Source organism: Pseudomonas sp. efr-133-TYG-23 (genome assembly GCF_030209215.1).
GTDB lineage: Bacteria > Pseudomonadota > Gammaproteobacteria > Pseudomonadales > Pseudomonadaceae > Aquipseudomonas > Aquipseudomonas rhodesiae.
This window is the reverse complement of the sequence record NZ_JARVSL010000010.1, coordinates 40337-62661: the sequence shown is the minus strand read 5'-3', so window position 1 is coordinate 62661 and position 22325 is coordinate 40337. Positions and strand designations below refer to the sequence as shown.

20 protein-coding genes are annotated in these 22325 nt (G+C 61.6%); 7 read left to right on the top strand and 13 right to left on the bottom strand.

Features of this window, described 5'->3' with window-relative positions:
- Positions 1-2 precede the first annotated feature (2 nt).
- The 6 genes from QRN41_RS06420 to QRN41_RS06395 all read left to right on the top strand — a co-directional run bounded on the left by QRN41_RS06420 (position 3) and on the right by QRN41_RS06395 (position 4925).
- On the top strand, positions 3-665 hold the full coding sequence (locus tag QRN41_RS06420; RefSeq protein WP_034098332.1) for an amino acid ABC transporter permease: 663 nt from the start codon (positions 3-5) through the stop codon (positions 663-665).
- Complete coding sequence (locus tag QRN41_RS06415) at positions 662-1444, top strand: amino acid ABC transporter ATP-binding protein (protein WP_123479967.1); 783 nt, start codon at positions 662-664, stop codon at positions 1442-1444. Before QRN41_RS06420 ends, QRN41_RS06415 begins: the two co-directional genes overlap by 4 nt.
- A 16-nt stretch (positions 1445-1460) precedes the next feature.
- Complete coding sequence (locus tag QRN41_RS06410; protein ID WP_034138403.1) at positions 1461-1850, top strand: RidA family protein; 390 nt, start codon at positions 1461-1463, stop codon at positions 1848-1850.
- Positions 1851-1924: 74 nt separating this feature from the next.
- Positions 1925-2689 (top strand): IclR family transcriptional regulator, encoded by a 765-nt coding sequence (locus QRN41_RS06405; protein ID WP_034098328.1) that lies wholly within the window; start codon positions 1925-1927, stop codon positions 2687-2689.
- Between the two features lie 9 nt (positions 2690-2698).
- The gene (locus tag QRN41_RS06400) at positions 2699-3907 is read left to right on the top strand and encodes an amino acid deaminase (protein ID WP_285421339.1); all 1209 of its coding nucleotides are present in this window, start codon (positions 2699-2701) and stop codon (positions 3905-3907) included.
- A 109-nt stretch (positions 3908-4016) separates the two neighbouring features.
- Positions 4017-4925: a sugar kinase gene (locus tag QRN41_RS06395; RefSeq protein WP_285421338.1), complete on the top strand. Its 909-nt coding sequence runs from the start codon at positions 4017-4019 to the stop codon at positions 4923-4925.
- Between the two features lie 107 nt (positions 4926-5032).
- On the opposite strand, the gene QRN41_RS06390 is transcribed toward QRN41_RS06395, so the two are convergent.
- The 12 genes from QRN41_RS06390 to QRN41_RS06335 form a co-directional block, all read right to left on the bottom strand.
- Positions 5033-5308, bottom strand: a complete 276-nt coding sequence (locus QRN41_RS06390) for a peptidylprolyl isomerase (RefSeq protein WP_034098324.1) — start codon at positions 5306-5308, stop codon at positions 5033-5035.
- A 31-nt stretch (positions 5309-5339) separates the two neighbouring features.
- On the bottom strand, positions 5340-7889 hold the full coding sequence (locus QRN41_RS06385) for a PAS domain-containing hybrid sensor histidine kinase/response regulator (protein ID WP_285421337.1): 2550 nt from the start codon (positions 7887-7889) through the stop codon (positions 5340-5342).
- Positions 7890-8031: 142 nt separating this feature from the next.
- On the bottom strand, positions 8032-9984 hold the full coding sequence (locus QRN41_RS06380; RefSeq protein ID WP_285421336.1) for an acetoacetate--CoA ligase: 1953 nt from the start codon (positions 9982-9984) through the stop codon (positions 8032-8034).
- A gap of 60 nt (positions 9985-10044) precedes the next feature.
- Positions 10045-10818 carry a 3-hydroxybutyrate dehydrogenase gene (locus QRN41_RS06375; RefSeq protein ID WP_285421335.1) on the bottom strand — a complete coding sequence of 258 codons (774 nt, stop codon included), beginning with the start codon at positions 10816-10818 and terminating at the stop codon, positions 10045-10047.
- Positions 10819-10825: 7 nt separating this feature from the next.
- Complete coding sequence (locus QRN41_RS06370) at positions 10826-12217, bottom strand: GntP family permease (protein WP_034113959.1); 1392 nt, start codon at positions 12215-12217, stop codon at positions 10826-10828.
- 284 nt (positions 12218-12501) lie between these two features.
- Positions 12502-13902: a sigma-54 interaction domain-containing protein gene (locus QRN41_RS06365; RefSeq protein WP_285421334.1), complete on the bottom strand. Its 1401-nt coding sequence runs from the start codon at positions 13900-13902 to the stop codon at positions 12502-12504.
- A 43-nt stretch (positions 13903-13945) separates the two neighbouring features.
- Positions 13946-15517, bottom strand: a complete 1572-nt coding sequence (locus QRN41_RS06360) for an ABC transporter ATP-binding protein (protein WP_167417686.1) — start codon at positions 15515-15517, stop codon at positions 13946-13948.
- A gap of 10 nt (positions 15518-15527) precedes the next feature.
- A complete protein-coding gene (locus tag QRN41_RS06355; protein WP_034138398.1) occupies positions 15528-16550 on the bottom strand; it encodes an ABC transporter permease in 1023 nt (340 codons plus the stop codon).
- Complete coding sequence (locus QRN41_RS06350; RefSeq protein ID WP_123479962.1) at positions 16550-17611, bottom strand: microcin C ABC transporter permease YejB; 1062 nt, start codon at positions 17609-17611, stop codon at positions 16550-16552. Before QRN41_RS06350 ends, QRN41_RS06355 begins: the two co-directional genes overlap by 1 nt.
- Complete coding sequence (locus tag QRN41_RS06345) at positions 17611-19473, bottom strand: extracellular solute-binding protein (protein ID WP_167417689.1); 1863 nt, start codon at positions 19471-19473, stop codon at positions 17611-17613. Before QRN41_RS06345 ends, QRN41_RS06350 begins: the two co-directional genes overlap by 1 nt.
- 129 nt (positions 19474-19602) lie before the next feature.
- On the bottom strand, positions 19603-19884 hold the full coding sequence (locus QRN41_RS06340) for a peptidylprolyl isomerase (RefSeq protein ID WP_010210937.1): 282 nt from the start codon (positions 19882-19884) through the stop codon (positions 19603-19605).
- A gap of 129 nt (positions 19885-20013) precedes the next feature.
- The gene (locus tag QRN41_RS06335) at positions 20014-20505 is read right to left on the bottom strand and encodes a DUF1543 domain-containing protein (RefSeq protein WP_094066675.1); all 492 of its coding nucleotides are present in this window, start codon (positions 20503-20505) and stop codon (positions 20014-20016) included.
- Positions 20506-20611: 106 nt separating this feature from the next.
- On the opposite strand from QRN41_RS06335, the gene QRN41_RS06330 reads away from it, so the two are divergent.
- Positions 20612-21433: an aldo/keto reductase gene (locus tag QRN41_RS06330; protein ID WP_034098310.1), complete on the top strand. Its 822-nt coding sequence runs from the start codon at positions 20612-20614 to the stop codon at positions 21431-21433.
- Between the two features lie 49 nt (positions 21434-21482).
- On the opposite strand, the gene QRN41_RS06325 is transcribed toward QRN41_RS06330, so the two are convergent.
- Positions 21483-21998 (bottom strand): Hcp family type VI secretion system effector, encoded by a 516-nt coding sequence (locus tag QRN41_RS06325; RefSeq protein WP_017527976.1) that lies wholly within the window; start codon positions 21996-21998, stop codon positions 21483-21485.
- Positions 21999-22325 lie beyond the last annotated feature (327 nt).

Here is a 22325-nt window from a genome sequence, read left to right as displayed (position 1 = left end):
CCATGTACGAATCTCCCAGCTGGCTGCACGAGTTGTGGATCGCCCGAGACACCCTGTGGGCGGGGTTTCAGGCCAGTGTTTATGTGTCGGCGCTGGCCATTCTTTTCGGCACGCTGATCGGTATCGTCGCCGGGTTGATACTGACCTATGGCAAGTTCTGGATGCGTGCACCGTTTCGCCTGTATGTCGACCTGATCCGTGGCACGCCGGTGTTCGTGCTGGTGCTGGCGTGCTTCTACATGCTGCCGGCGCTCGGCTGGCAGATCAGCGCATTCCAGGCCGGCGCGGTCGGGCTGACGTTGTTCTGTGGCTCCCATGTGTCGGAAATCGTACGCGGCGCACTGCAAGCCATTCCCCGTGGGCAACTGGAAGCGGGCAAGGCGATCGGTCTGACGTTCCGACAGTCCCTGGGCTACGTGCTGTTACCTCAGGCATTGCGTCAGATCCTACCGACCTGGGTCAATTCCTCCACGGAAATCGTCAAGGCCTCGACCTTGCTGTCGGTGATCGGCGTGGCCGAATTGCTACTGAGCACTCAGCAGGTGATCGCGCGCACCTTCATGACCCTGGAGTTCTACCTGTTCGCCGGGTTTTTGTTCTTTGTCATCAACTACGCCATCGAGTTATTCGGGCGCTACATTGAAAAGCGGGTGGCCTTGCCATGAACCAATCTCACACAACCGAACCGCTGCTGAATATTCGCGGCCTGCGCAAACAGTACGGCGATGTAGAAGTGCTCAAGGGCGTCGACCTGTCGATGCAGCGCGGTAATGTGGTGACCTTGATCGGCTCCAGCGGTTCGGGCAAGACCACGCTGCTGCGGTGTGTCAATTTGCTGGAGGAGTTCCAGGGCGGCCAGATCACCCTGGACGGCGAATCGATCGGCTACAGCGACGTCGGCGGCAAGCGCGTGCGTCACCCGGAGCGTGTGATTGCCCAGCACCGGGCGATGACCGGCATGGCGTTCCAGCAGTTCAACCTGTTCCCGCATTTGACCGCGTTGCAGAACGTCACCTTGGGCTTATTGAAAGTTAAGAAAATGCCTAAGGACCAAGCCGTTGCTCTCGCGGAAAAATGGCTGGAGCGTGTAGGACTTTTAGAGCGGCGCAATCACTTCCCCGGCCAGTTGTCCGGCGGCCAGCAACAGCGTGTGGCGATTGCCCGTGCGATTGCGATGAACCCCAGCCTGATGCTGTTCGACGAAGTCACCTCAGCCCTCGACCCGGAACTGGTGGGCGAAGTGCTCAGTGTGATCAAGGGCCTGGCGGAAGAGGGCATGACCATGTTGCTGGTCACCCATGAAATGCGTTTTGCCTATGAAGTGTCCGACCAGATCGTGTTTATGAACCAGGGGCGTATTGAGGAGCAGGGTTCGTCGAAGGACATCTTCGAACGTCCACAATCGCCGCGCCTGGCGGAATTTTTGAAGAACATTCGTTTTTAATCAGGAGCACATTGTTATGAGCATCACTCGTTACGGAGCCGGCAGCACTGCCGGCGGTGGCCAGCCTCGGCCTTTCGCGCGTGCCGTGGAGGCGGATGGATGGTTATACGTGTCAGGCCAGGTGCCGGCTGTGGACGGCGAAATCATCACCGGCGGCATTGTCGAGCAAACCCACCAGACCCTGCGCAACGTTGTGGCGATTCTGGAAGAGGCCGGCTATGAATTGAAAGACGTCGTACGGGTCGGCGTATGGCTGGAAGACCCGCGGGACTTCTGGAGTTTCAACAAAGTCTTCGGCGAATACTTCACCCCGGAACACGCCCCGGCGCGGGCCTGTGTGCAGGCCAACATGATGGTCGATTGCAAGGTCGAGATCGATTGCGTGGCCTACAAGAAAAAAGGCTAAATGCTTCGACTTCCATACAGAACCCATGTGGGAGGGATTGGCTCCCCCCACATTCGACCGGACCGAAAACCATCATGACCGAAGACACCATCAAACGCCGCGCCAAAGGCCTGGACCGAGCGTTCGATATCCTCGATTTTCTCAAGGAAATCGGCCAACCGCTGCGCCCGAACGATATAGCCAGCGGCATCGGCAGCCCCAAGTCCACGGTCTATGAACTGGTCGCTTCGTTATTGGAACGGCGCATCCTGGAAACGGTGGGCAAGGACGGCCACGTCTACCTCGGCCGCCAACTGTACTTTCTCGGTCAGGCGCACCTGCGCCATTTCGACCTGACCCGCGAGGCCGACCATGCCTTGCAGGAAATCGTCAGCCAGACCCACGAAACCGCCCAGATGTGCCTGCTCAACGGGCGCAAATACACCGTGGCGCTGATGCGCGAAGGTGAGCGGCATTTCCGTATTTCCTCGGATATCGGCGAAAACGCGCCCATCCCCTGGACCGCCTCCGGGCGTCTGCTACTGGGGCACTTGAGCGATCAGCAGATTGTCGACCTGATCGACCCCGAAGATTTCATCCTGCCGGACGGCCAGCGCCTGCCGCTGGAGACTTTCCTGGCGCAGATTCGTCAAGCCAGCCTCGACGGTTTTTTCTCGTTCGACAGCGTGGCCGACACCTTCACCCATTGCTTCGCCGCCCCGGTGCGGGATGCCCAAGGGGTCAGCATCGCGACCCTGTGCATCGTCGCGCCCCGGGCCGACGCCCTCAACAACTACAGCGACTATCGCCGGGTGCTGATCGACAGCGCCAACAACCTGGCCCGTCGCATCAACGAATAGGAACTCCTTATGCCTGCCCTCAACGCCGTCGAAAAAGGCGCTGCCGCCATCGGCGCCCACTTGGTCCGCGACGTCAGCCTGCCGGCCCTGGTGCTGCACCGTGACGCCCTGGAACACAACATTCGCTGGATGCAGACGTTTGTCAGCAACAGCGGCGCCGAGCTGGCGCCCCATGGCAAGACCAGCATGATGCCGGCGCTGTTCAAACGGCAGATCGAGCAGGGCGCATGGGGCATTACCCTGGCCAGCGCAGTGCAGACCCGTGCTGCTTATGCCGGTGGCGTGCGCCGCGTATTGATGGCCAACCAGTTGGTGGGCGCGCCGAATATGGCGCTGATCGCTGACCTGTTGGCCGATCAGGATTTCGATTTTCATTGCATGGTCGATCACCCGGATAACGTCGCCGACCTCGGGTTGTTTTTCGCTGCCCGCGGCCTGCGCCTGAACGTGATGATCGAATACGGTGTGGTCGGCGGCCGTTGCGGGTGCCGCAGCGAGCAGGAAGTGCGCGAACTGGCCAAGGCGATCAAAGCGCAGCCGGCCCTGGCCCTGACGGGTATCGAAGGCTACGAAGGGGTGATCCACGGCGAACACGCCATCCGCGGTATCCGCGATTTCGCTGCGAGCCTGGTGCGCCTGGCGATGGAGCTGCAAGACAGCGGCGCGTTCGATCTGGCCAAGCCCATCGTCACCGCTTCGGGGTCGGCCTGGTACGACCTGATTGCCGAGTCGTTCGAAGCGCAGAACGCCGCCGGACGCTTTCTCAGCGTATTGCGCCCCGGCAGCTACGTGGCCCACGACCATGGCATCTACAAAGACGCGCAATGCTGCGTGCTCGACCGTCGCAGCGATCTCAACGAGGGCCTGCGCCCAGCCTTGGAAGTCTGGGCCCACGTGCAATCCCTGCCGGAGCCGGGGTTTGCGGTGATCGCCCTGGGCAAGCGTGACGTGGCCTACGATGCCGGCCTGCCGGTGCCGCTCAAGCGCTACAAGGCCGGTGTGCTGCCGGCTGAAGGCGATGACGTGAGCGCCTGCGTCGTCACCGCCGTCATGGATCAGCACGCCTTTATGACCGTGGCGCCGGGCGTGGAGCTGCGCATCGGCGACATCATTTCCTTCGGCACCTCGCACCCGTGCCTGACCTTCGACAAATGGCACGTCGGCTGCCTGGTGGATGAGCAATTGCAAGTGATCGAATCCTTGCACACCTGCTTCTAACCCGCGCCGCCCCTATCGGGGGCAAGCCCCACCCACCTGTTGAAATGCGTTCCCATGTGGGAGGGGGCTTGCCCCCGATAGGGCCCTCAGCCACACCAGAGACTCAGGCATGAACACAACCCCACGCATCGCCCTGATCGGCGAATGCATGATCGAACTGCAACATCGCGCCGACGGCAGCCTGCACCAGAGCTTCGGCGGCGACACCCTCAACACCGCGGTGTACCTGCGCCGTGAGCTGGGCGCTGGTGGCAGCGTCGACTACGTCACCGCCCTGGGCGATGACAGCTTCAGCGATGCGATGTGCAAGCAATGGGCCGACGAAGGTCTCGGCCTGGGCCTGGTGCAACGCTTGCCGGGGCGTTTGCCGGGTTTGTATTGCATCCAGACCGACGCCCAAGGCGAGCGCAAATTTCTGTATTGGCGCAACGAAGCCGCCGTGCGCGACTGCTTTACCACGCCTGCCGCCGAGCCCGTTCTGGCGGCGCTGCCGGGCTACGACATGGTGTATTTCAGCGGTATCACCCTGGCTGTCCTGGGCGAAATCGGCCGCGCGCGCCTGCTGCAAGCCCTGATCGAAACCCGCCGCCGTGGTGGCCGGGTAGTGTTCGACAACAACTATCGCCCACGCCTGTGGCCCCGCGTGGAAGCGGCCCGCGCGGCGTATCACGCGGTGCTGGCCGAAGTGGATATCGCCTTGCTCACCGAAGATGACGAGCGCGCATTGTTTGGTTATGAGGACGCCGAGCAGGTGTTCGCGGCCTATCCAGGCATCGCCGAGGTGGTGCTCAAGCGTGGCGCAGATGCGTGCCTGATCCGCTGCAACGGCGAGCGGTTTTCTGTACCGGCGTTAAAGGTCGATAAGGTGGTGGATACCACGGCGGCGGGGGACTCGTTCAGCGCCGCGTATCTGGCCAGCCGGCTCCAAGGTGGTTCACCCGAGGCGGCGGCATTGGCTGGACATCGTCTGGCCAGTCGGGTGATTCAGGTGCCGGGGGCATTGATTCCCCAGGGGTGAATGGGCGCCTTCGGCGGATCGGGGGCAAGCCCCCACCCACAGTCGATTGCATTGCTCCAGATATATGTAGGAGAGGGCTTGCCCCGATAGGACCCTAAAGGCATCCCTCAATCGCGATAAAACACCTGCACCAAGTGATACCCAAACTTGCTCTTGATCGGCCCATGCACCACCCGCAGCGGCTTCTTGAAAATCACTGCGTCGATCGCCCCCACCATCTGCCCCGGCCGGATCTCGCCCAAATCGCCGCCACGTTTGCCCGACGGGCAGGTGGAGTACTTCTTGGCCAGCACATCAAAGGCTTCGCCCTTGGCAATGCGCTGCTTGAGTTGTTCGGCTTCTTCGCTGGTTTTCACCAGGATATGACGGGCTTGGGCTTTCATTGATCTCTACCAGGTGTGCGACGGCGCGCGATTATGCCTGAAGTCCTTCGTCGACGCCGATCATGCCGCGGATTTTGGTGGCCAGCAGGTCGATGGAAAACGGCTTGGCCACCATGTCCATGCCATCCTCCAGAAACCCTTGGCGCTCGGCAGCCGTTTCGGCGTAGCCCGTCATAAACAGCACCTTGAGGCCCGGACGGTGCTGGCGGGCGATTTCCGCCAGTTGCCGGCCGTTCATGCCCGGCAGGCCGACGTCGGTCACCAGCAGGTCCACACGCAGGTCCGATTCCAGCAACGGCAAGGCGGTCCGGGCGTCCGCCGCCTGGTGCGCGGTGTAGCCCAATTCGTCCAGCAGGTTCACCACCAGCATGCGCACCGCCAGGTCATCCTCGACCACCACCACCGCTTCGCCCGCCAAAGCCACCGGCGCTTCACCGAGGCTGGCCGGCAGGCTGCTTTCCAGGGACGTGCCGTGCAGGCGCGGCAGGTACAGGCGCACACAGGTGCCCTGGCCCGGCGCGCTCTGGATGGTCACATGGCCGCCGGACTGTTGGGCAAAGCCGTAGATCATCGACAGCCCCAGGCCGGTGCCCTGGCCGATGGGTTTGGTGGTAAAGAACGGGTCGAACGCCTTGGCGAGTATTTTCGGCGCCATGCCGGTGCCGTTGTCGCACACCCCGAGCATCACGTAATCGCCGGCCTTGACCGGTTCGAGGGTGGTGATGTCGGTGCCGTCCAGGTAGCTGTTGGCGGTTTCGATCAGTAGCTCGCCGCCATCGGGCATGGCATCACGGGCATTGATCACCAGGTTGAGCAGGGCGTTTTCCAACTGGCTGGCGTCGGTGTTGACCGGCCAGATGTCCTGGCCCAGCTTCACTTTGAGGGTGATGTGCGCACCCTTGGTACGGCGAAACAGGTCTTCCAGGGATGCCACCAATTGGTTCGGGTCCAGCGGGCGGCGGTCCAGCGACTGGCGGCGCGAGAACGCCAGCAGCCGGTGGGTGAGGGCGGCGGCGCGATGGGCGGAGGCCACGGCGGCGTCGGTAAAACGGCCGATTTCATCGCTGCGCCCGGCGGCGATATAGCGCTGCATCAGGTCCAGACTGCCGATAATGCCGGTGAGCATATTGTTGAAGTCGTGGGCGATGCCACCGGTGAGCTGGCCCACCGCTTCCATTTTTTGCGCATGGCGCAGGGCGTCTTCGGCACGTTCACGTTCGTACATTTCGTTTTGCAGGCGCTGGTTGGCCTCGGCCAGGGCCTGGGTGCGCTGGGCCACCCGTTCTTCGAGGTTTTCGTTGAGGTGGCGCAAGGCCTCCTCGGTGAGTTTGCGTTCGGTCTCGTCGATCACAAAGATGTAGAAACCATTGACCGAACCGTCGTTGCTGAAGCGTGGCAGGTACTTCATCAGTGCGTGCCGCGGCCGCCCATCGCGGTGCGGCGTAACGGTGAGGAAGCTACAGGCCTTGCCCTTGAGCGCGGCGGCGATTTTGTCCGCGCGCCCGGCGTACACCTCCTCGCCGAGCACTTCGCGGATGGTTTTTCCGTACAGTTCCTCGGGCGTCTTGCCGTACCACTCCAGATACGCGCTGTTGTTCAGGCGAAAGCGCTCGTCGTGGTCCACATAACCGATCAGCACTGGCATGGCATTGATGATCAGCTGCAACTCGGTCTGGCTCTGGCGTAGGGCCTGTTCGGTGTGCTTGCGTTCGGTCAGGTCCAGCGCCGCGCCGAGGAAGCGCGCCGGACGGCCCTGTTGATCCTTGTAGCAGCGGCCGCGGGCGAACACCCAGCGCACCTCGCCATCGGGCTGCAACAGGCGGTATTCCTCGGCGTATTCGGTGCCGTTGGTGATGCAATACTTGATACTGCGCGTCACCGTGCCACGGTCTTCGGGGTGTACGCCTTGCAGGTAATCGCTGATGGGCAACAGGCCGGCGTCCGCCGGATCGACGCCGTGCAGGTAGGCGAAGTGGGCGTCGGCGATGAAATGGTCTTCGCCGATGTCCCAATCCCAGGTGCCCACCGCGTCGGTGGCGGCCAGGGCCAGTTGCAGGCGTTCCTCGCTGTTGTGTTGGGCCTTGAGGCTGGCCTCGGAGCGCTGTTGCAGCTCCAGGGCTTTGCTGCGCCGCTCGTTGGTTTCGATGGCGGTGACCAGGATGCCAGCGACCTCGCCGCTTTCGTCGCGGATGGGGCTGTAGGTGAGGTCCAGCCAGATCTCGGTATCGCGCTGGTTGCGCTGCAGCACAAAGCGCTGCTCGCTGAAGGTGCGCACCTGCCCCTCCAGCACGGCGTTGTAGATCGGTGCGGTGAAGCTCTCCAGTTCCGGCCAAGCCTGGTGTGCCGGCTGGCCCATGGCGCCGGGGTGCTTGTTGCCCGCCAGTCGGGCGAAGCCATCGTTATACAGCTGAATAAGTTGGCGGCCCCACAACAGGAGCATCGGCATCGGAGAGTTGATCACGATGTCGACCGCTGTGCGCAGGCTTTGCGGCCAGTCATTGGCCTCACCGAGCGGGCTGTGTGCCCAGTCCAGCCGCGCGATCAATGCAGCGGCTTCGCTACCGGTGGATGTTCCATTCATGAAAAAGCCCTGAGCGTAACGCCTTGAAAGATGAAAACACCCATTATCCCGTGAGTCGGCCCTGGGTGACTACCCGGGAAAAATAGCACGCATTGGCGTTTTGTCTTGCAAATCAGCTGCTCAGGGCTGAAACCTTTCATCTTCACGCCAGTTCGGGACGGTCGCGAAAAGCCTCCAGTGCTTGGGGGTTGGCCAGGGCATCGGTGTTCTTCACCGGTTCGCCGTGCACCACATTGCGTACCGCCAGTTCGACGATCTTGCCGCTGATGGTGCGCGGAATGTCATGGACGGCGAGGATCTTCGCCGGCACATGGCGTGGCGTGGTGTTGGCGCGGATCACCTGGCGGATCTGCTGTTGCAGCGCGTCATCCAGCTCGACGCCATCGTCCAGACGCACAAACAGCACCACCCGCACATCGTCCTGCCAGCGTTGGCCGATGGCCAGGCTCTCTAGCACCTGGGGCACCTTCTCCACTTGGCGATAGATCTCGGCGGTGCCGATGCGCACGCCGCCGGGGTTGAGCACCGCGTCCGAGCGCCCATGGATCAGCAGGCTGCCATTGGCGCGCTCCTCGGCGTAGTCGCCCTGGGCCCACACGCCGGGAAACTGAGCGAAATACGACGCGCGCAGCTTCTGCCCGTCGTGGTCGTTCCATAGGCCGATGGGCATGGCCGGGAAGTGACGGGTACACACCAGTTCCCCTTTTTCGCCGATCAACGGCTGGGCCTTCTCGTCCCACACCTCGATGGCCATCGCCAGGCTCTTGCATTGCATTTCGCCACGGCGCACCGGCAGCACCGGGTTGCCGATCACAAAACAGGAGACGATATCGGTGCCGCCGGACATCGACGACAGGCACAGTTCGGCCTTGATCTCGCGGTAGACGTAGTCGTAGCTCTGGGGCGACAACGGCGAGCCGGTGGAGATCAAGCCCTTGAGGCTGCTCAGGTCATGGCTCAGACGCGGTTGCAGCCCGGCCTTTTCCAGGGTGGCGAGGAACTTGGGGCTGGTGCCGAACACGCTGATACGTTCGGCATCGATCAAGTCGATCAAGCGCTCGGGCCCCGGATGAAACGGCGAGCCGTCATACAGCACCGCCGTGGCGCCCAGGGCCAGCACCGAGACTAGCCAGTTCCACATCATCCAGCCGCAGGTGGTGTAGTAGAACAGGCAATCGTCGCGGGACAGGTCGGCATGCAGGCCATGTTCCTTCAGATGGGTGAGCAACACACCACCGGTGCCATGGATGATGCACTTGGGCACCCCGGTGGTGCCGCTGGAATACAGGATGTACAGCGGATGATCGAACGGCACTGCGACAAACGCCGGTTCGCCGCCGGGTTGGTAGGCGTCCTGCCACAGGGTGACGCGGGCCTGGGTGTGATAGTCCTCGACCCGTGCCTCGGGCCGTGCGTACGGCACCACGATCAACTGTTCCAGGGACGGCAAGCGATCGAGGATTTCATTGAGCTTGGCGCTTTGATCGATGATTTTGCCGGCATACCGATAACCGGCGCAGGTGATCAGCACCTTGGGTTCGATCTGGCCGAAGCGGTCGATCACGCCTTGGGTGCCGAAATCCGGCGAGGAGCACGACCAGATCGCGCCAAGGCTGGTAGTGGCGAGCATACCCACCAGGGTCTGCCAGGTGTTGGGCATGCACGCCGCGACCCGGTCACCCAAACCAACGCCCGCCGCTCGCAGGCTGTTTTGCAGGCCGGCGACATGAGCGGTGAGTTCGGCGTAGGTCAGTTGTTCGCGCTGGCCGTCTTCGCCGATGGCGATCACGGCCGGGTGATGGTCGCGGCGACGCAGCAAATGCTCGGCAAAGTTCAGGGTCGCGCCGGGGAACCACTGAGCGCTGGGCATAGCATCCCCTTCGATCAGTACGGCGCTGGGCGGGCTGCGAAACTGCACATCGAAGAACGCCACGATGGCCTGCCAGAACTCGGCGCGCTGGTCGATGCTCCACTGGTGCAGGGCCGGGTAGTCGCTAAGCTGCAGGGCGTGGCGATCATTGATAAAGCGCCGGAACTGGTCCATGCGCGTCGTACGGATGCGTTCCGGGGAGGGTTGCCAGAGGATCTCGGACATCAGCAGGGTCTCTTGTTCTTATGCACGTCTTGCAAACGACAGCATTTCGCTGTGTTTGATCTATTGGGCCAGCCAGCCCCCATCGATATTCCACGCCGCGCCACGCACCTGGGCGCCGGCCTCGCTGCATAAGAACAGCACCAGCTCGCCCAGTTGCGACGGGGTCACGAATTCCAGCGACGGTTGTTTCTCCGCCAGCAGATCGTGTTGCGCCTGCTGCGGGTCCACGCCTTGGGCGATGCGATCGTCGATCTGCTTCTGCACCAGCGGCGTCAGCACCCAGCCGGGGCAGATCGCGTTGCAGGTCACGTTGCTGGTGGCGGTCTCCAGGCCCACCACTTTGGTCAGGCCGATCACGCCATGCTTGGCCGCCACATAAGCTGCCTTGCCCACCGAACCGACCTGGCCATGCACCGAGGCGATATTGACGATACGCCCCCAACCCTTGGCCTTCATGCCCGGCAGACCCAAGCGCGTGCTGTGGAACACCGACGACAGGTTGATCGCGATGATGGCGTTCCAGCGCTCGGCCGGGAAGTCTTCTACCGCCGCCACATGCTGGATGCCGGCGTTGTTCACCAGTATGTCCACACCGCCGAACTCACGCTCGGCATAGGCAAACATGTCGGCGATCTGCGCCGGGTCGCTGACGTCCGCCGGATGGTGGCCGACCTGGCCGCCATAGGCTTGCACTTGGGCGATTACCGCACTGGCGTCGCCGAAGCCGTTGAGGATCAGGTTGGCGCCGGCCTTGGCCAGGCTCAGTGCAATGCCCAGGCCGATGCCGCTGGTGGAACCGGTGACCAGGGCGGTCTTGCCGTTCAATGTCGTCATGTTCACCTCACACAATGCCAGTGGCATAGAAAGTACCGATCACCACGAACACCGCAAGGGTCTTGATCATCGTGATGCCGAAAATGTCCTTGTAGGCTTCGCGGTGGGTCAGGCCGGTGACCGCCAGCAGGGTGATCACCGCGCCGTTGTGGGGCAGGGTGTCCATGCCACCGCTGGCCATGGCCGCGACCCGGTGCAGCACTTCAAGGGGGATATTGGCCGCGTGGGCCGCCGCGATAAAACTCTCGGACATCGCCGCCAGGGCGATGCTCATGCCGCCCGAGGCGGAACCGGTGATACCGGCCAGCAACGTCACAGTGATCGCCTCGTTGACCAACGGGTTGGGGATGCCCTTAAGCCAGTCCGCCAGTACCAGAAAGCCCGGCAACGAAGCGATGACCGCACCGAAGCCGTATTCCGACGCGGTGTTCATCGCCGCCAGCAATGCACCGCTGACCGCGCTTTTGCTGCCTTCGGCGAGTTTGCTCTTGATCGCCGAGAAGCCGAACACCAGCACCACGATAATCCCCACCAGCAACGCCGCCTGCACCGCCCAGATTGCCGTGAGCTTGGCGATTTCGGTGGTCACCGGCGCGCTCATGCCCGGCAGGCTAAGGCTGTGGGTCTTGCCGTACCACTGCGGGATCCAGTGGGTGAACAGCAGGTTCATCACCCCCACCAGGATCAGCGGCGACAGCGCGATCCACGGGTTGGGCAATGTCAGGTTCTCGGCGGTTTCCGGCTCGTTGCGCAGTTCGGTGCCGTAGCCTTCACCGGCGCGCTGGGCCTTGTTGCGCTGGCGCGCCAGGTAAAGCATGCCGGCGCAGAACACGAAAATCGTGCCGATCAGCCCCAGCCACGGCGCCGCCCAGGCGGTGGTGTTGAAAAAGGTGCTGGGGATGATGTTCTGAATCTGCGGCGTGCCGGGCAGGGCGTCCATGGTGAACGAAAACGCACCCAGGGCGATGGTCGCCGGGATCAGGCGCTTGGGGATATTGCTCTGGCGGAACATCTCCGCCGCAAACGGGTATACCGCGAACACCACCACAAACAGCGAGACGCCGCCGTAGGTGAGCAGAGCGCAGACCAGCACGATCACCAGCATCGCCTGGCGCGTGCCGAGCAAACGGATCGCCGCGGCCACGATCGAACGGGAAAACCCCGACAGTTCGATCAGCTTGCCGAACACCGCACCGAGCAGGAACACCGGGAAATACAGTTTGATAAAGCCGACCATTTTTTCCATGAACACCCCTGTAAAGGCAGGGGCGACGGCGGAGGGGTCGGTCAGCAGCACCGCTCCTAGCGCAGCGATGGGGGCGAACAAGATAACGCTATAGCCACGGTAGGCAGCCAGCATCAGCAGCGCGAGGGCTGCCAGGGCAATGATCACACTCATGGTGTGTCTCCAGATAGGATTGTTATTTTTGTGGTGACGCGGTGGGGAAGGGCTATAGCGAGATGCGTGCCAATTACTTAACTTGTTGAAATATATGAATATTTTTCAATTGGATTCGGCTAATGTCTCAATCTGGAGACAGGTGCGGATCAAGTGTGGGAGGGGGCTTGCCCCCGATTGCGGTGTATGAGCCTGAAATAGGGTGCCTTAACCAATGCTATCGGGGGCAAGCCCCCTCCCACAGTGATTGTCTATTTTTTAAGAATTAAGTCTCTTATTTGAGATCAGGTGATACCTAGCGCGACCATTTTCTTGTACAACGTCGACCGCCCCAGCCGCAACCGCTTAGCCGCCTCGACCACACTCCCATCACAGGCTTTGAGCGCCGCCACAATCACCTGCCGGTCAAACCGCTCCCGCGCCGCGTTGTAGCTTTCACCTTCCTCCGCCGCCACGGCAGTGCTACGTACCACCGGGCTGAAGGTGCCAATGGCCGCACGGACTTCCTGGGCGTTCAATATCAAGTCATCACTTAACAGCGCCGCGCGCTCCAGTACGTTGCGCAACTCACGGATATTCCCCGGCCAGGCATGCTGGGCCAATAAGTCCAGGGCTTCGCGGTCCAGTTCGTGATGGCTGCGCAGTTCTTCGAGGATCGCCTCGCTAAGCGCCGGAATATCTTCCAAGCGTTCGCGCAGGGGCGGGACCTGGATCGGCAGCACATTCAGGCGGTAATACAGGTCCGCGCGAAACTCGCCACGTTTGATCGCCGCCTCAAGGTCCATCGACGTGGCCGCAATCACCCGTACGTCGCTGTGTAGCATCTCGTTGGAGCCGACCGGTTCGAACTCCTTTTCCTGCAACACCCTTAGCAGTTTGCTTTGCAGCGGCAGGGGCATGTCGCCGATTTCGTCGAGAAACAGCGTGCCGCCCTGGGCGATCTGGAACTTGCCGGGGCGGCCCTTGCGGTCGGCGCCGGTAAACGCGCCGGGCGCGGTGCCGAAGAACTCGGCTTCGAGCAGGTCATGGGGGATAGCCGCGCTGTTGATGCTCACGAATGCCTTGTGCGCCCGTGACGATGCGCCATGAATGGCCTGGGCCAGCAGCTCCTTGCCGGTGCCGGTTTCCCCCAGTAGCAACACCGGCGACTCAGTCTTGGCGCTGCGCCGCGCCCGGCGTTTGACTTCCAGGCTCGCGGCGCTGGTACCGATAAAGTGCGCGAAGGTGTACTTGCTCTGGCGTGAGCGCAGCAACGAGCGGGTGGAGGCCAGTTCCTGCTGCATGCTCATGTAGCGCTCGATCAATGGCGACAGGTTGCGCAGCTCATCGAACAGCGCGAAGCCGATGGCACCGATCACCGCCCCGGCATCGTTGTGAATCGGCAGGCGCATCACCACCAGCGGGCCTTTGGGAGTGTCCTGGATATCCAGCAGGATCGGCCGGTCGGTGCGCACCACCTGGCGCAGCAGGCTGTTGGAAATCACCCGCTCGCAGGGTTGGCCGATGGCCTCATCCGCGCTGTTCAGGCCGAAGCGCTTGGCGTAGCGCTCGTTCATCCACACGATATTGGCGTCGCGGTCGACGATCACCGTGCCTTCGCTGGACTGCTCGATGATTTCGAACAGCGACTGGATGGCCAGGCCGCGTACCTGTTGGTAATCGGTGAGGTTATCGGTGAGGTTCATGCCCATGCCGCCAGCAAAAGGGTGAGTGAAGTTCCATAACGTCCTACAGCGGAATATGCGCCGCTGCCATCAGTTCCTTGGTGTAGGGGTGTTGCGGCGACTCGAATACATCGTGGCTGGCGCCGCGCTCCACCACTTTGCCCTCCTTGATCACGATCATGTCGTGGGCCATGGCCCGCACCACGGCCAGGTCATGGCTGATAAACAGGTACGTCAGGCCGTATTTTTCCTGCAGTTCACGCAGCAGCGCCACCACTTGCTTTTGTACGGTGCGGTCAAGGGCGGAGGTGGGTTCGTCCAGCAGCATCAGCGCCGGCTTGAGCACCAGCGCGCGGGCGATGGCGATGCGCTGGCGCTGGCCGCCGGAAAACTCGTGGGGGTAACGATGCCGACTGGCGGGGTCCAGGCCCACGTCCTTGAGCACCTGGATCACCTGCGCTTCGCGCTCGGCCAGGCTGCACGGGGCGTGCACCTCCAGGCCTTCGCTGATGATCTGCTGCACCGACATGCGCGGGCTGAGGCTGCCATAAGGGTCCTGGAACACCACCTGCATCTGCTTGCGCCATGGTCGCATCTGGTGATGGTTGAGGGTATCGAGGGCCTGGCCCTGGAAGCGGATGCTGCCGTGGGAGTCCAGCAGGCGCAGGATCGCCTGACCGAGGGTGGATTTACCCGAGCCGGATTCACCAACGATGCCCAGGGTCTTGCCACGTTGCACGCTGAGGCTGATACCGTCCACCGCGCGCAGGTAGGTCTTGCGTTGAAATAGCCCACCACCGAGACGGAACTGCACGCTCAGGTCCTCCACTTGCAGCACCGTCTCGCGTTCCTCGCTGCACAGTGCATCGCCCGCCGGTTCGGCATCCAGCAGCAGGCGGCTGTAAGGATGCTGCGGCGCGCTGAACAGAGCCTGGCATTCGGCCTGCTCGACGATCTCGCCGGCATGCATCACGCACACCCGCTGGGCGATGCTGCGCACCAGGTTGAGGTCATGGCTGATCAGCAGCAGCGACATGCCCAAGCGTTGTTGCAAGGATTTGAGCAGCAGCAGGATCTTGCGCTGCACGGTCACATCCAGCGCGGTGGTAGGTTCGTCCGCGATCAAGAGTTCCGGCTCGCACGCCAAGGCCATGGCGATCATCACCCGTTGGCGTTGGCCGCCGGACAATTGGTGGGGATAGGCCTTGAGGCGTTCCCTCGGTTTCTGGATGCCCACCATGTCGAGCAGTTCCAAGATACGCGCCTGCGCCGCTTTGCCGCCCAGGCCTTTGTGCAGCAACAGGGTTTCACCGATCTGCTTTTCGATGCTGTGCAGTGGGTTGAGAGAGGTCATCGGCTCCTGGAAGATCATGGCGATACGGTTGCCGCGCAGCTTCTGCAAGGTCGCCGCCGGAGCGCCCACCAGCTCTTTGCCGCGATACTTCACCGAGCCGGTGGTGGCAGTGCCGGCTTCGGGCAACAGTTGCAGGATCGAATGGGCGGTCACCGATTTACCCGAGCCCGACTCACCCACCAGTGCCAGGCATTCGCCGGGGCGCACATCCAGGCTCAAGTTGTGTACCACGGTCTGGCCGTTGAAGGCGACGCACAGGTCGCGGATCTCGATCAGGTTCATTTGCAATCACTCATGAGCGTGGGTCGAAGGCGTCACGCAACGCCTCGCCGATAAAGACCAGCAGCGACAGGATCAGCGCCAAGGTGAAAAACGCGGTCAGGCCCAGCCACGGCGCCTGCAGGTTCTGCTTGCCCTGGGCGATCAATTCACCGAGGGACGCACTGCCCGCCGGCATGCCGAAGCCGAGGAAGTCCAGGGCGCTCAAGGTGGAAATTGCCCCGGTCAAAATGAACGGCAGGTAGCTCAAGGTCGCAGTCATGGCGTTGGGCAGGATGTGCCGGCCAATGATCTTGCCGTCCCCCAGGCCCAAGGCCCTTGCGGCCTTGACGTATTCCAGGTTGCGCCCGCGCAGGAACTCGGCGCGCACCACGTCCACCAGCGCCAGCCAGGAAAACAGCGCCATGATCCCCAGCAGCCACCAGAAATTCGGCTCCACGAACCCCGACAGAATGATCAGCAGGTACAACACCGGCAAACCGGACCACACTTCAAGCACGCGCTGTCCGATCAAGTCCACCCAGCCGCCGTAGTAACCCTGCAACGCGCCAGCCGCGATGCCGATGGCCGCGCTGATCGCGGTGAGCGCCAGGGCAAACAGAATCGACACCCGCGCGCCGAAGATCACCCGTGCCAGCACATCCCGCGACTGATCGTCGGTGCCCAGCCAGTTCACCGCCGAGGGCGGGCTGGGGGCAGGGCGGGTCAGTTCGTAGTTGGGGGTATCGTCGCTGAACGGGATCGGCGGGAACAACATCCAGCCGCCATCCTGCTGGATCAGCTTTTGTACGTAATCGCTGCGGTAGTCGGCCTGGAACGGCAACTGTCCGCCGAACTGTTGCTCGGTGTAGCGCTTGAACACCGGGAAATACAGCTCGTTCTTGTAGCTCAGCACCCAGGGTTTGTCGTTGGCGATCAACTCGCCGCCCAGGGTCAGGATAAACAGGCCGATAAACAGCCACAGCGACCACCAGCCGCGACGGTTTCTCTTGAACCGCTCGAAACGTCGGCGGGCCACCGGAGACAGATTAAGCATCAGGCGTTCCTCGCGGCGAAGTCGATACGCGGGTCCACCAGGGTGTAGCAGAGGTCGCCGATCAGTTTTATCAGCAGCCCGAACAAGGTGAAGATAAACAGCGAGCCGAACACCACCGGGTAGTCCCGAGAGACGGCGGCTTCGTAGCTCATGCGCCCCAGGCCGTCGAGGGAGAAGATCACTTCGATCAGCAGCGAACCGGCAAAGAACACACTGATGAACGCCTGGGGAATCCCCGAGATCACCAGCAACATGGCGTTGCGAAATACATGACCGTACAGCACGCGGCGCTCGCTCAAACCCTTGGCGCGCGCGGTGACCACGTACTGACGCGTGATTTCATTCAGGAATGAGTTTTTGGTCAGGATGGTCAAGGTGGCGAACCCGCCGATCACCAGGGAGGTCACCGGCAGCACCAGGTGCCAGAAATAATCGGCCACCTTGCCCACGGTGCTCAGCTCTTCGAAATTCTCCGACACCAGGCCGCGCACCGGAAACCAGTTCAGGGAAGTGCCGCCGGCGAACACCACGATCAGGAACATCGCGAACAGGAACGCCGGCATGGCATAGCCGATCACAATGGCGGTGCTGCTCCAGACATCAAAGCTGCTGCCATGGCGCACGGCCTTGCGAATGCCCAGGGGGATCGACACCAGGTAAGTGATCAGGGTTGCCCAGAGCCCAAGAGAAATGGTCACGGGCATTTTTTCCAGGATCAGGTCGATCACGGTTTTGCCACGGAAGAAGCTGTTACCGAAGTCCAGCTGGGCATAGCTTTTGAGCATCAGCCACAACCGCTCCGGCGCGGGCTTATCGAAGCCGTATTGCTTTTCGATGTCCTTGATCAGCTTCGGGTCCAGACCGCGACTGGCGCGGGAGCCGCTGCCCATGCCTTCGGCGGACGAGCCGCCGACGCCACCGCCGCCAATTCCTTGCAGATGGGCGATGGCTTGTTCGACCGGGCCGCCGGGGGCGGCCTGCACAATCACGAAATTCACCAGCAGGATGATCACCAGGGTGGGGATGATCAGCAGCAGGCGCCGCACGATATAGGCAAACATCAGCGGGCCTCCCCGCGTTTTTCCAGTTCGGCTTTCATTTGTTCATTCGTCAGCGGTGTGGGGCTGATTTCCCACCAGGTTTCCAGGGCCTCGTCGTTCTTGGCCTCGATAGCGGGGCGGCCAAAACGGTTCCACCACGCCGCCGACGTACCCGGCGGGTAATAATTGGGGATCCACAGGTAGTTCCATTGCAGCACCCGGTCCAGGGCATGGGCGTAGGTCAGCATCTCGGCCTGGGTGTTGGCCTTGACCAGACCCTTGATCAGGCTGTCCACGGCCGGGTCCTTGAGCACCATGTAGTTGTTGGCGCCCGGATCGAACGCGGCGGCGGAACCGAAGTAGTTGTACAGCTCCATCCCCGGCGAAGTGGTGACCGGGAACCCGGTGACGATCATGTCGTAATCCCGGCTCATCAGGCGGTTTACATATTGGGAGGAATCGATGCGGCGGATATTGAGGGTGATGCCGATCTGCGCCAGGTTGCGTTTGTAGGGCAACAGCAGGCGTTCCAGGCCGGCCTGGGCGTTAAGAAAGGTGAACTCCAGCGGCTCGCCCTGGGCGTTCACCAATTTGTCGCCGTCGGGTTTCCAGCCGGCTTGCTCAAGCAGGGCCAGGGCCTGCAATTGTTTGTCGCGGATCATGCCGCTGCCATCGGTGACTGGCGCCTTGAACACTTGGGTGAATACCTCAGCGGGTATTTGCCCGCGCAGCGGTTCCAGAATGGCCAGCTCTTCCTGGCTTGGCAGTTGGGTGGCGGCCAGCGGGCTGTTAGAGAAAAAGCTCTGCTGGCGGATGTACATGTTGCGCATCATCTGCCGGTTGGCCCACTCGAAGTCCCACAGCATCGCCAAGGCCTGGCGCACGCGGCGATCCTGAAACATCGGCTTTTGCACATTGAACACATAGCCTTGCGCCGGTTGCGGCATTTCCTTGGCCAAATGCGCGCGTTGCAGGCGGCCATCGTCGAGGGCAGGGCCGTTGTAGCCGATGGAATAGCCGGTGGCGGAAAACTCGCGGTTGAAGTCATAGGCCCCGCCGCGCAATACCTGGCGCGCCACTTCGGTGTCGCCGAAGTATTCCAGGCTCAGGTGATCGAAGTTGTAGAGGCCACGGCTGACGGGCAGGTCCTTGCCCCACCAGTCGGGGTCGCGGGTAAAGGTGATGGTGCTGCCCGAGTCGATCTTGCTGACTTTGTACGGGCCGCTGCCCAGTGGCGCCTCGTAGCCGCCGCCGTTGGCAAAGTCGCGGGTCTTCCACCAGTGCTCCGGAAATACCGGCAGGGTGGCGATATCCAGGGGCAGGGTACGGTTCTCATTGCTGGAGAAGTCAAAGCGTACCTGGCGTTCGCCTTCCACTTCGACGTGCTTGACGTCGGCGAACAGCGTACGAAAGCGCAGGCTGCCTTGGGTCATCAACAGATCGAAACTGTAGCGTACGTCTTCGGCGGTGATCGGTTTACCGTCGGCGAAGCGGGCCTTGGGGTTCAGGTAAAAGCGCAGCGACAGGCCATCCTCGGCGCGCTCCATCTTCTCGGCTACCAGCCCGTACACCGTGTAGGGTTCGTCCAGTGAGCGTTGGGCCAGCGGCGCGTAGAGCCAGCCGTCGACCTGGGACACGCCAATGCCTTTATCGATATACGGCAACACATGATCGAAGCGCCCGATCTCAATGGCCGAACGCCGCAGGCTGCCGCCCTTGGGGGCTTTGGGGTTGGCATAGTCGAAATGGGTGAAACCGGCGGGGTACTTGGCCGGTTCTCCGTACACCGTGAGGTACGTTTGTGGCGCCGCGATCACGGCGGTACTCGCCAGTACAAAGGCCAGGGCAGTACTGATAAGGGGTGTGAAAAAAGCCAATCGCATTGTCAGCCTTGAACGCCGGATAAAAAGAATAGGGATTTGTACGCTAACGGCGGCAGCGTCGCCAGTGATCAGATGCACAACGGCCCACCGAATGGCGGGCCGTTGTTTCACGCATCAGCGCAGGACAAATCAGTCCTGACGGCTGGTAACTTCCAGCAGGTGGTAGCCGAACTGAGTCTTGACCGGGCCTTGCACGGTGTTGACTGGAGCGCTGAACACCACGGTGTCGAATTCTTTAACCATCTGGCCTGGACCGAACGAACCCAGGTTGCCGCCATCGCGGCTGGAAGGGCAGCTGGAGTTGGCTTTGGCGATTTCTGCGAAGTCAGCGCCGCCTTCGATTTGGGCCTTGAGTTCGTTGCACTTGTCTTCGGTGGACACGAGGATGTGGCGGGCGGTGGCTTTGGCCATGAGAGTAACTCCTTGAATGAAAAGGGTGAGCGTACCGGATTCAGGCGGTTATTTCCCGGCAAAGTTCCCAGGGATTGCCTGAGCGGTACGGCGGCGGGCCATGCCTTTCGCAGGCAGGCTGATGTTTCACTATAGAACGATGTAATCGTTGCGCTTGACGATCGGAAGGTGCTCACCCTGGACCAGATGCACGTAGCGGCCATCCACCAGGTCGATGGGCAGGCAGTCATCCACGTCCAGCACAGCGTCGGTATGCGCCTGGGACCAGTGCCGGCGCATCTGTTGCTTGCCTTGGCTTTTAGCTTCCTGTTTGTTGCGGGCAACCACCAGCAGATAATGGTGGGCCTCGCCGAAACTCTCGGCTTCGTAACCGCCGAGGTTGATGAAATACAGGCGATGGGCGTCAGCGTGGGGGGCCAGGTGGCTGAGTTCGACTTTCCAACCGTCGACGCCATCGACCGCCATCCACGAATCGATATGCACGCCCTTGGCGCTGCCGAACCACGCCTCGCGCAGTTGCGGGTAAGTGCCTTGCAGCGTATCGGCCGCGGCGAATACCACATCATGAACTTCGATCCTGGCGCGAGGGTGTTTGCCCCCGAGCATCACGACAAACAGCATTGCAGATCCTTCCTGGCGATTGGGCAGGGCCCAACCATACTTCGATTGAACCCTTTTGTCCGGTCAATGCCACACGGTTAACCCAAGAACTCATCAGGAGGTTGTCATGCGCAGTATCGATCTGGCGGGCGTTCCCGTTCCCGTCATCGGCCAGGGCACCTGGCGCATGGGCGAAGACCCGAACCATCGCCGCGCTGAAATCGCGGCATTGCAATTGGGGATCGACGAGGGCATGACCCTGATCGATACCGCCGAAATGTATGGTGAGGGCGGCGCCGAAACGGTGGTCGGCGAGGCCATTCGCGGCCGGCGCGATCAAGTGTTTCTGGTGAGCAAGGTCTATCCGCATAATGCCAGCCAGAAGGGCATGCCCCGTGCCTGTGAAGCCAGTCTCCAACGGTTGGGCACTGACTATATCGATCTGTATTTGTTGCACTGGCGTGGCCAGTACCCCCTTGAAGAAACCGTAGAAGCCTTCGAACGCCTGCGCGAGGCCGGCAAGATTGGCCGCTGGGGTGTGTCCAACTTCGATGTGGCGGACCTGCAGGAACTGGCAGCCCCGGCGTGTGCCACGAATCAGGTGCTCTATAACATCGAGGAACGGGGCATCGAATTCGATTTGCTGCCTTGGTGGCAACAACATCATCTGCCGCTCATGGCCTACTGCCCCATCGCCCAGGGCGGAGCACTGCTGTCGAGTCCGACGCTCAAGCAGATCGCCCTGCGTCACGAGGTAGCTCCCGCCCAGGTTGCGTTGGCCTGGGTACTGCGCCAGGACGGCGTGATCGCCATTCCCAAGGCGGTGACGCCCGAGCATGTGCGGCTCAATGCCGCCGCTGCCGCGCTGGTGCTCGATGAGCACGACCTCGATGCCATCGACCGTGTATTCGGCGCGCCCAAACGCAAGCATCCCTTGGCGATGGTCTAGCTGACGACAGAAACGGCGCCGTCCATGGCCGCCGTTTCTGCGGTTCGGTTTAACCCGCTACCGGGCTGCGCCAGTCATCCGACCCCGACGTACCTGACACCTCATGGGTCCACACGATCTTGCGATAGGTGAAATACACGTCTTCCAGATGGGTGAAATGCGCATTGTCCGGGTCCTGGCAGTTGGGCATGCGTGATTGGATATCCACCAGGGTCGCGCCCTCCAGTTCAATGGTGAAGTAGTGTTCTTGGGTACCAGCCGAAGAGGTACGGAACCATTCCAGTCGACACTTGACCTCTTCGCCGCTGGTCAACGCGCTGAACAGCAGCGGCGATGATTTATCGAAGACCTTGCTGATCATCAGCGGTTTATGCACCCGCTGACCGGTCGGTTGGCCGGATTGCGGGTCCCTGGGAATGATGACCTGATGGGAGAAGGCTTGTACCAGGATCTGGTCTTCGTGGCCTTCCTGATAAATATTGCCTACCGAGTCCTGAGTGAACGTGCCTGCCGTAATCAAACCTTGTTTGACACCGGTGATTGAAAGATACGCGGGTGTTGGCATGACGGGTTTCCTTGCCTGGTTATTGAGGTAGTTCCAACCCGCAATGCTGCCGGTTGGTCAAATGCCTATAACAAAAAACGTGCCGAAAACTGTGATGACCAATAGGGCCGCGCTCTGCGCCGAATCTTCGTCTGTGTTTATCTAAAAAAACGCCTTGAAATGCAGATAAGTTGGAGAATATGTGCGCATAAGTGCGCATTTAATTGCTCGCTATTATCTTCCTTTAATTATCTAGGTTTCTACGGCCTGGCTGTACAGCGTGTGAGTATTCAACTGCGCAAAAAGCTGCGCAGGCCCCTCATTCAGAGGTTTGTAGGAAATGACTTA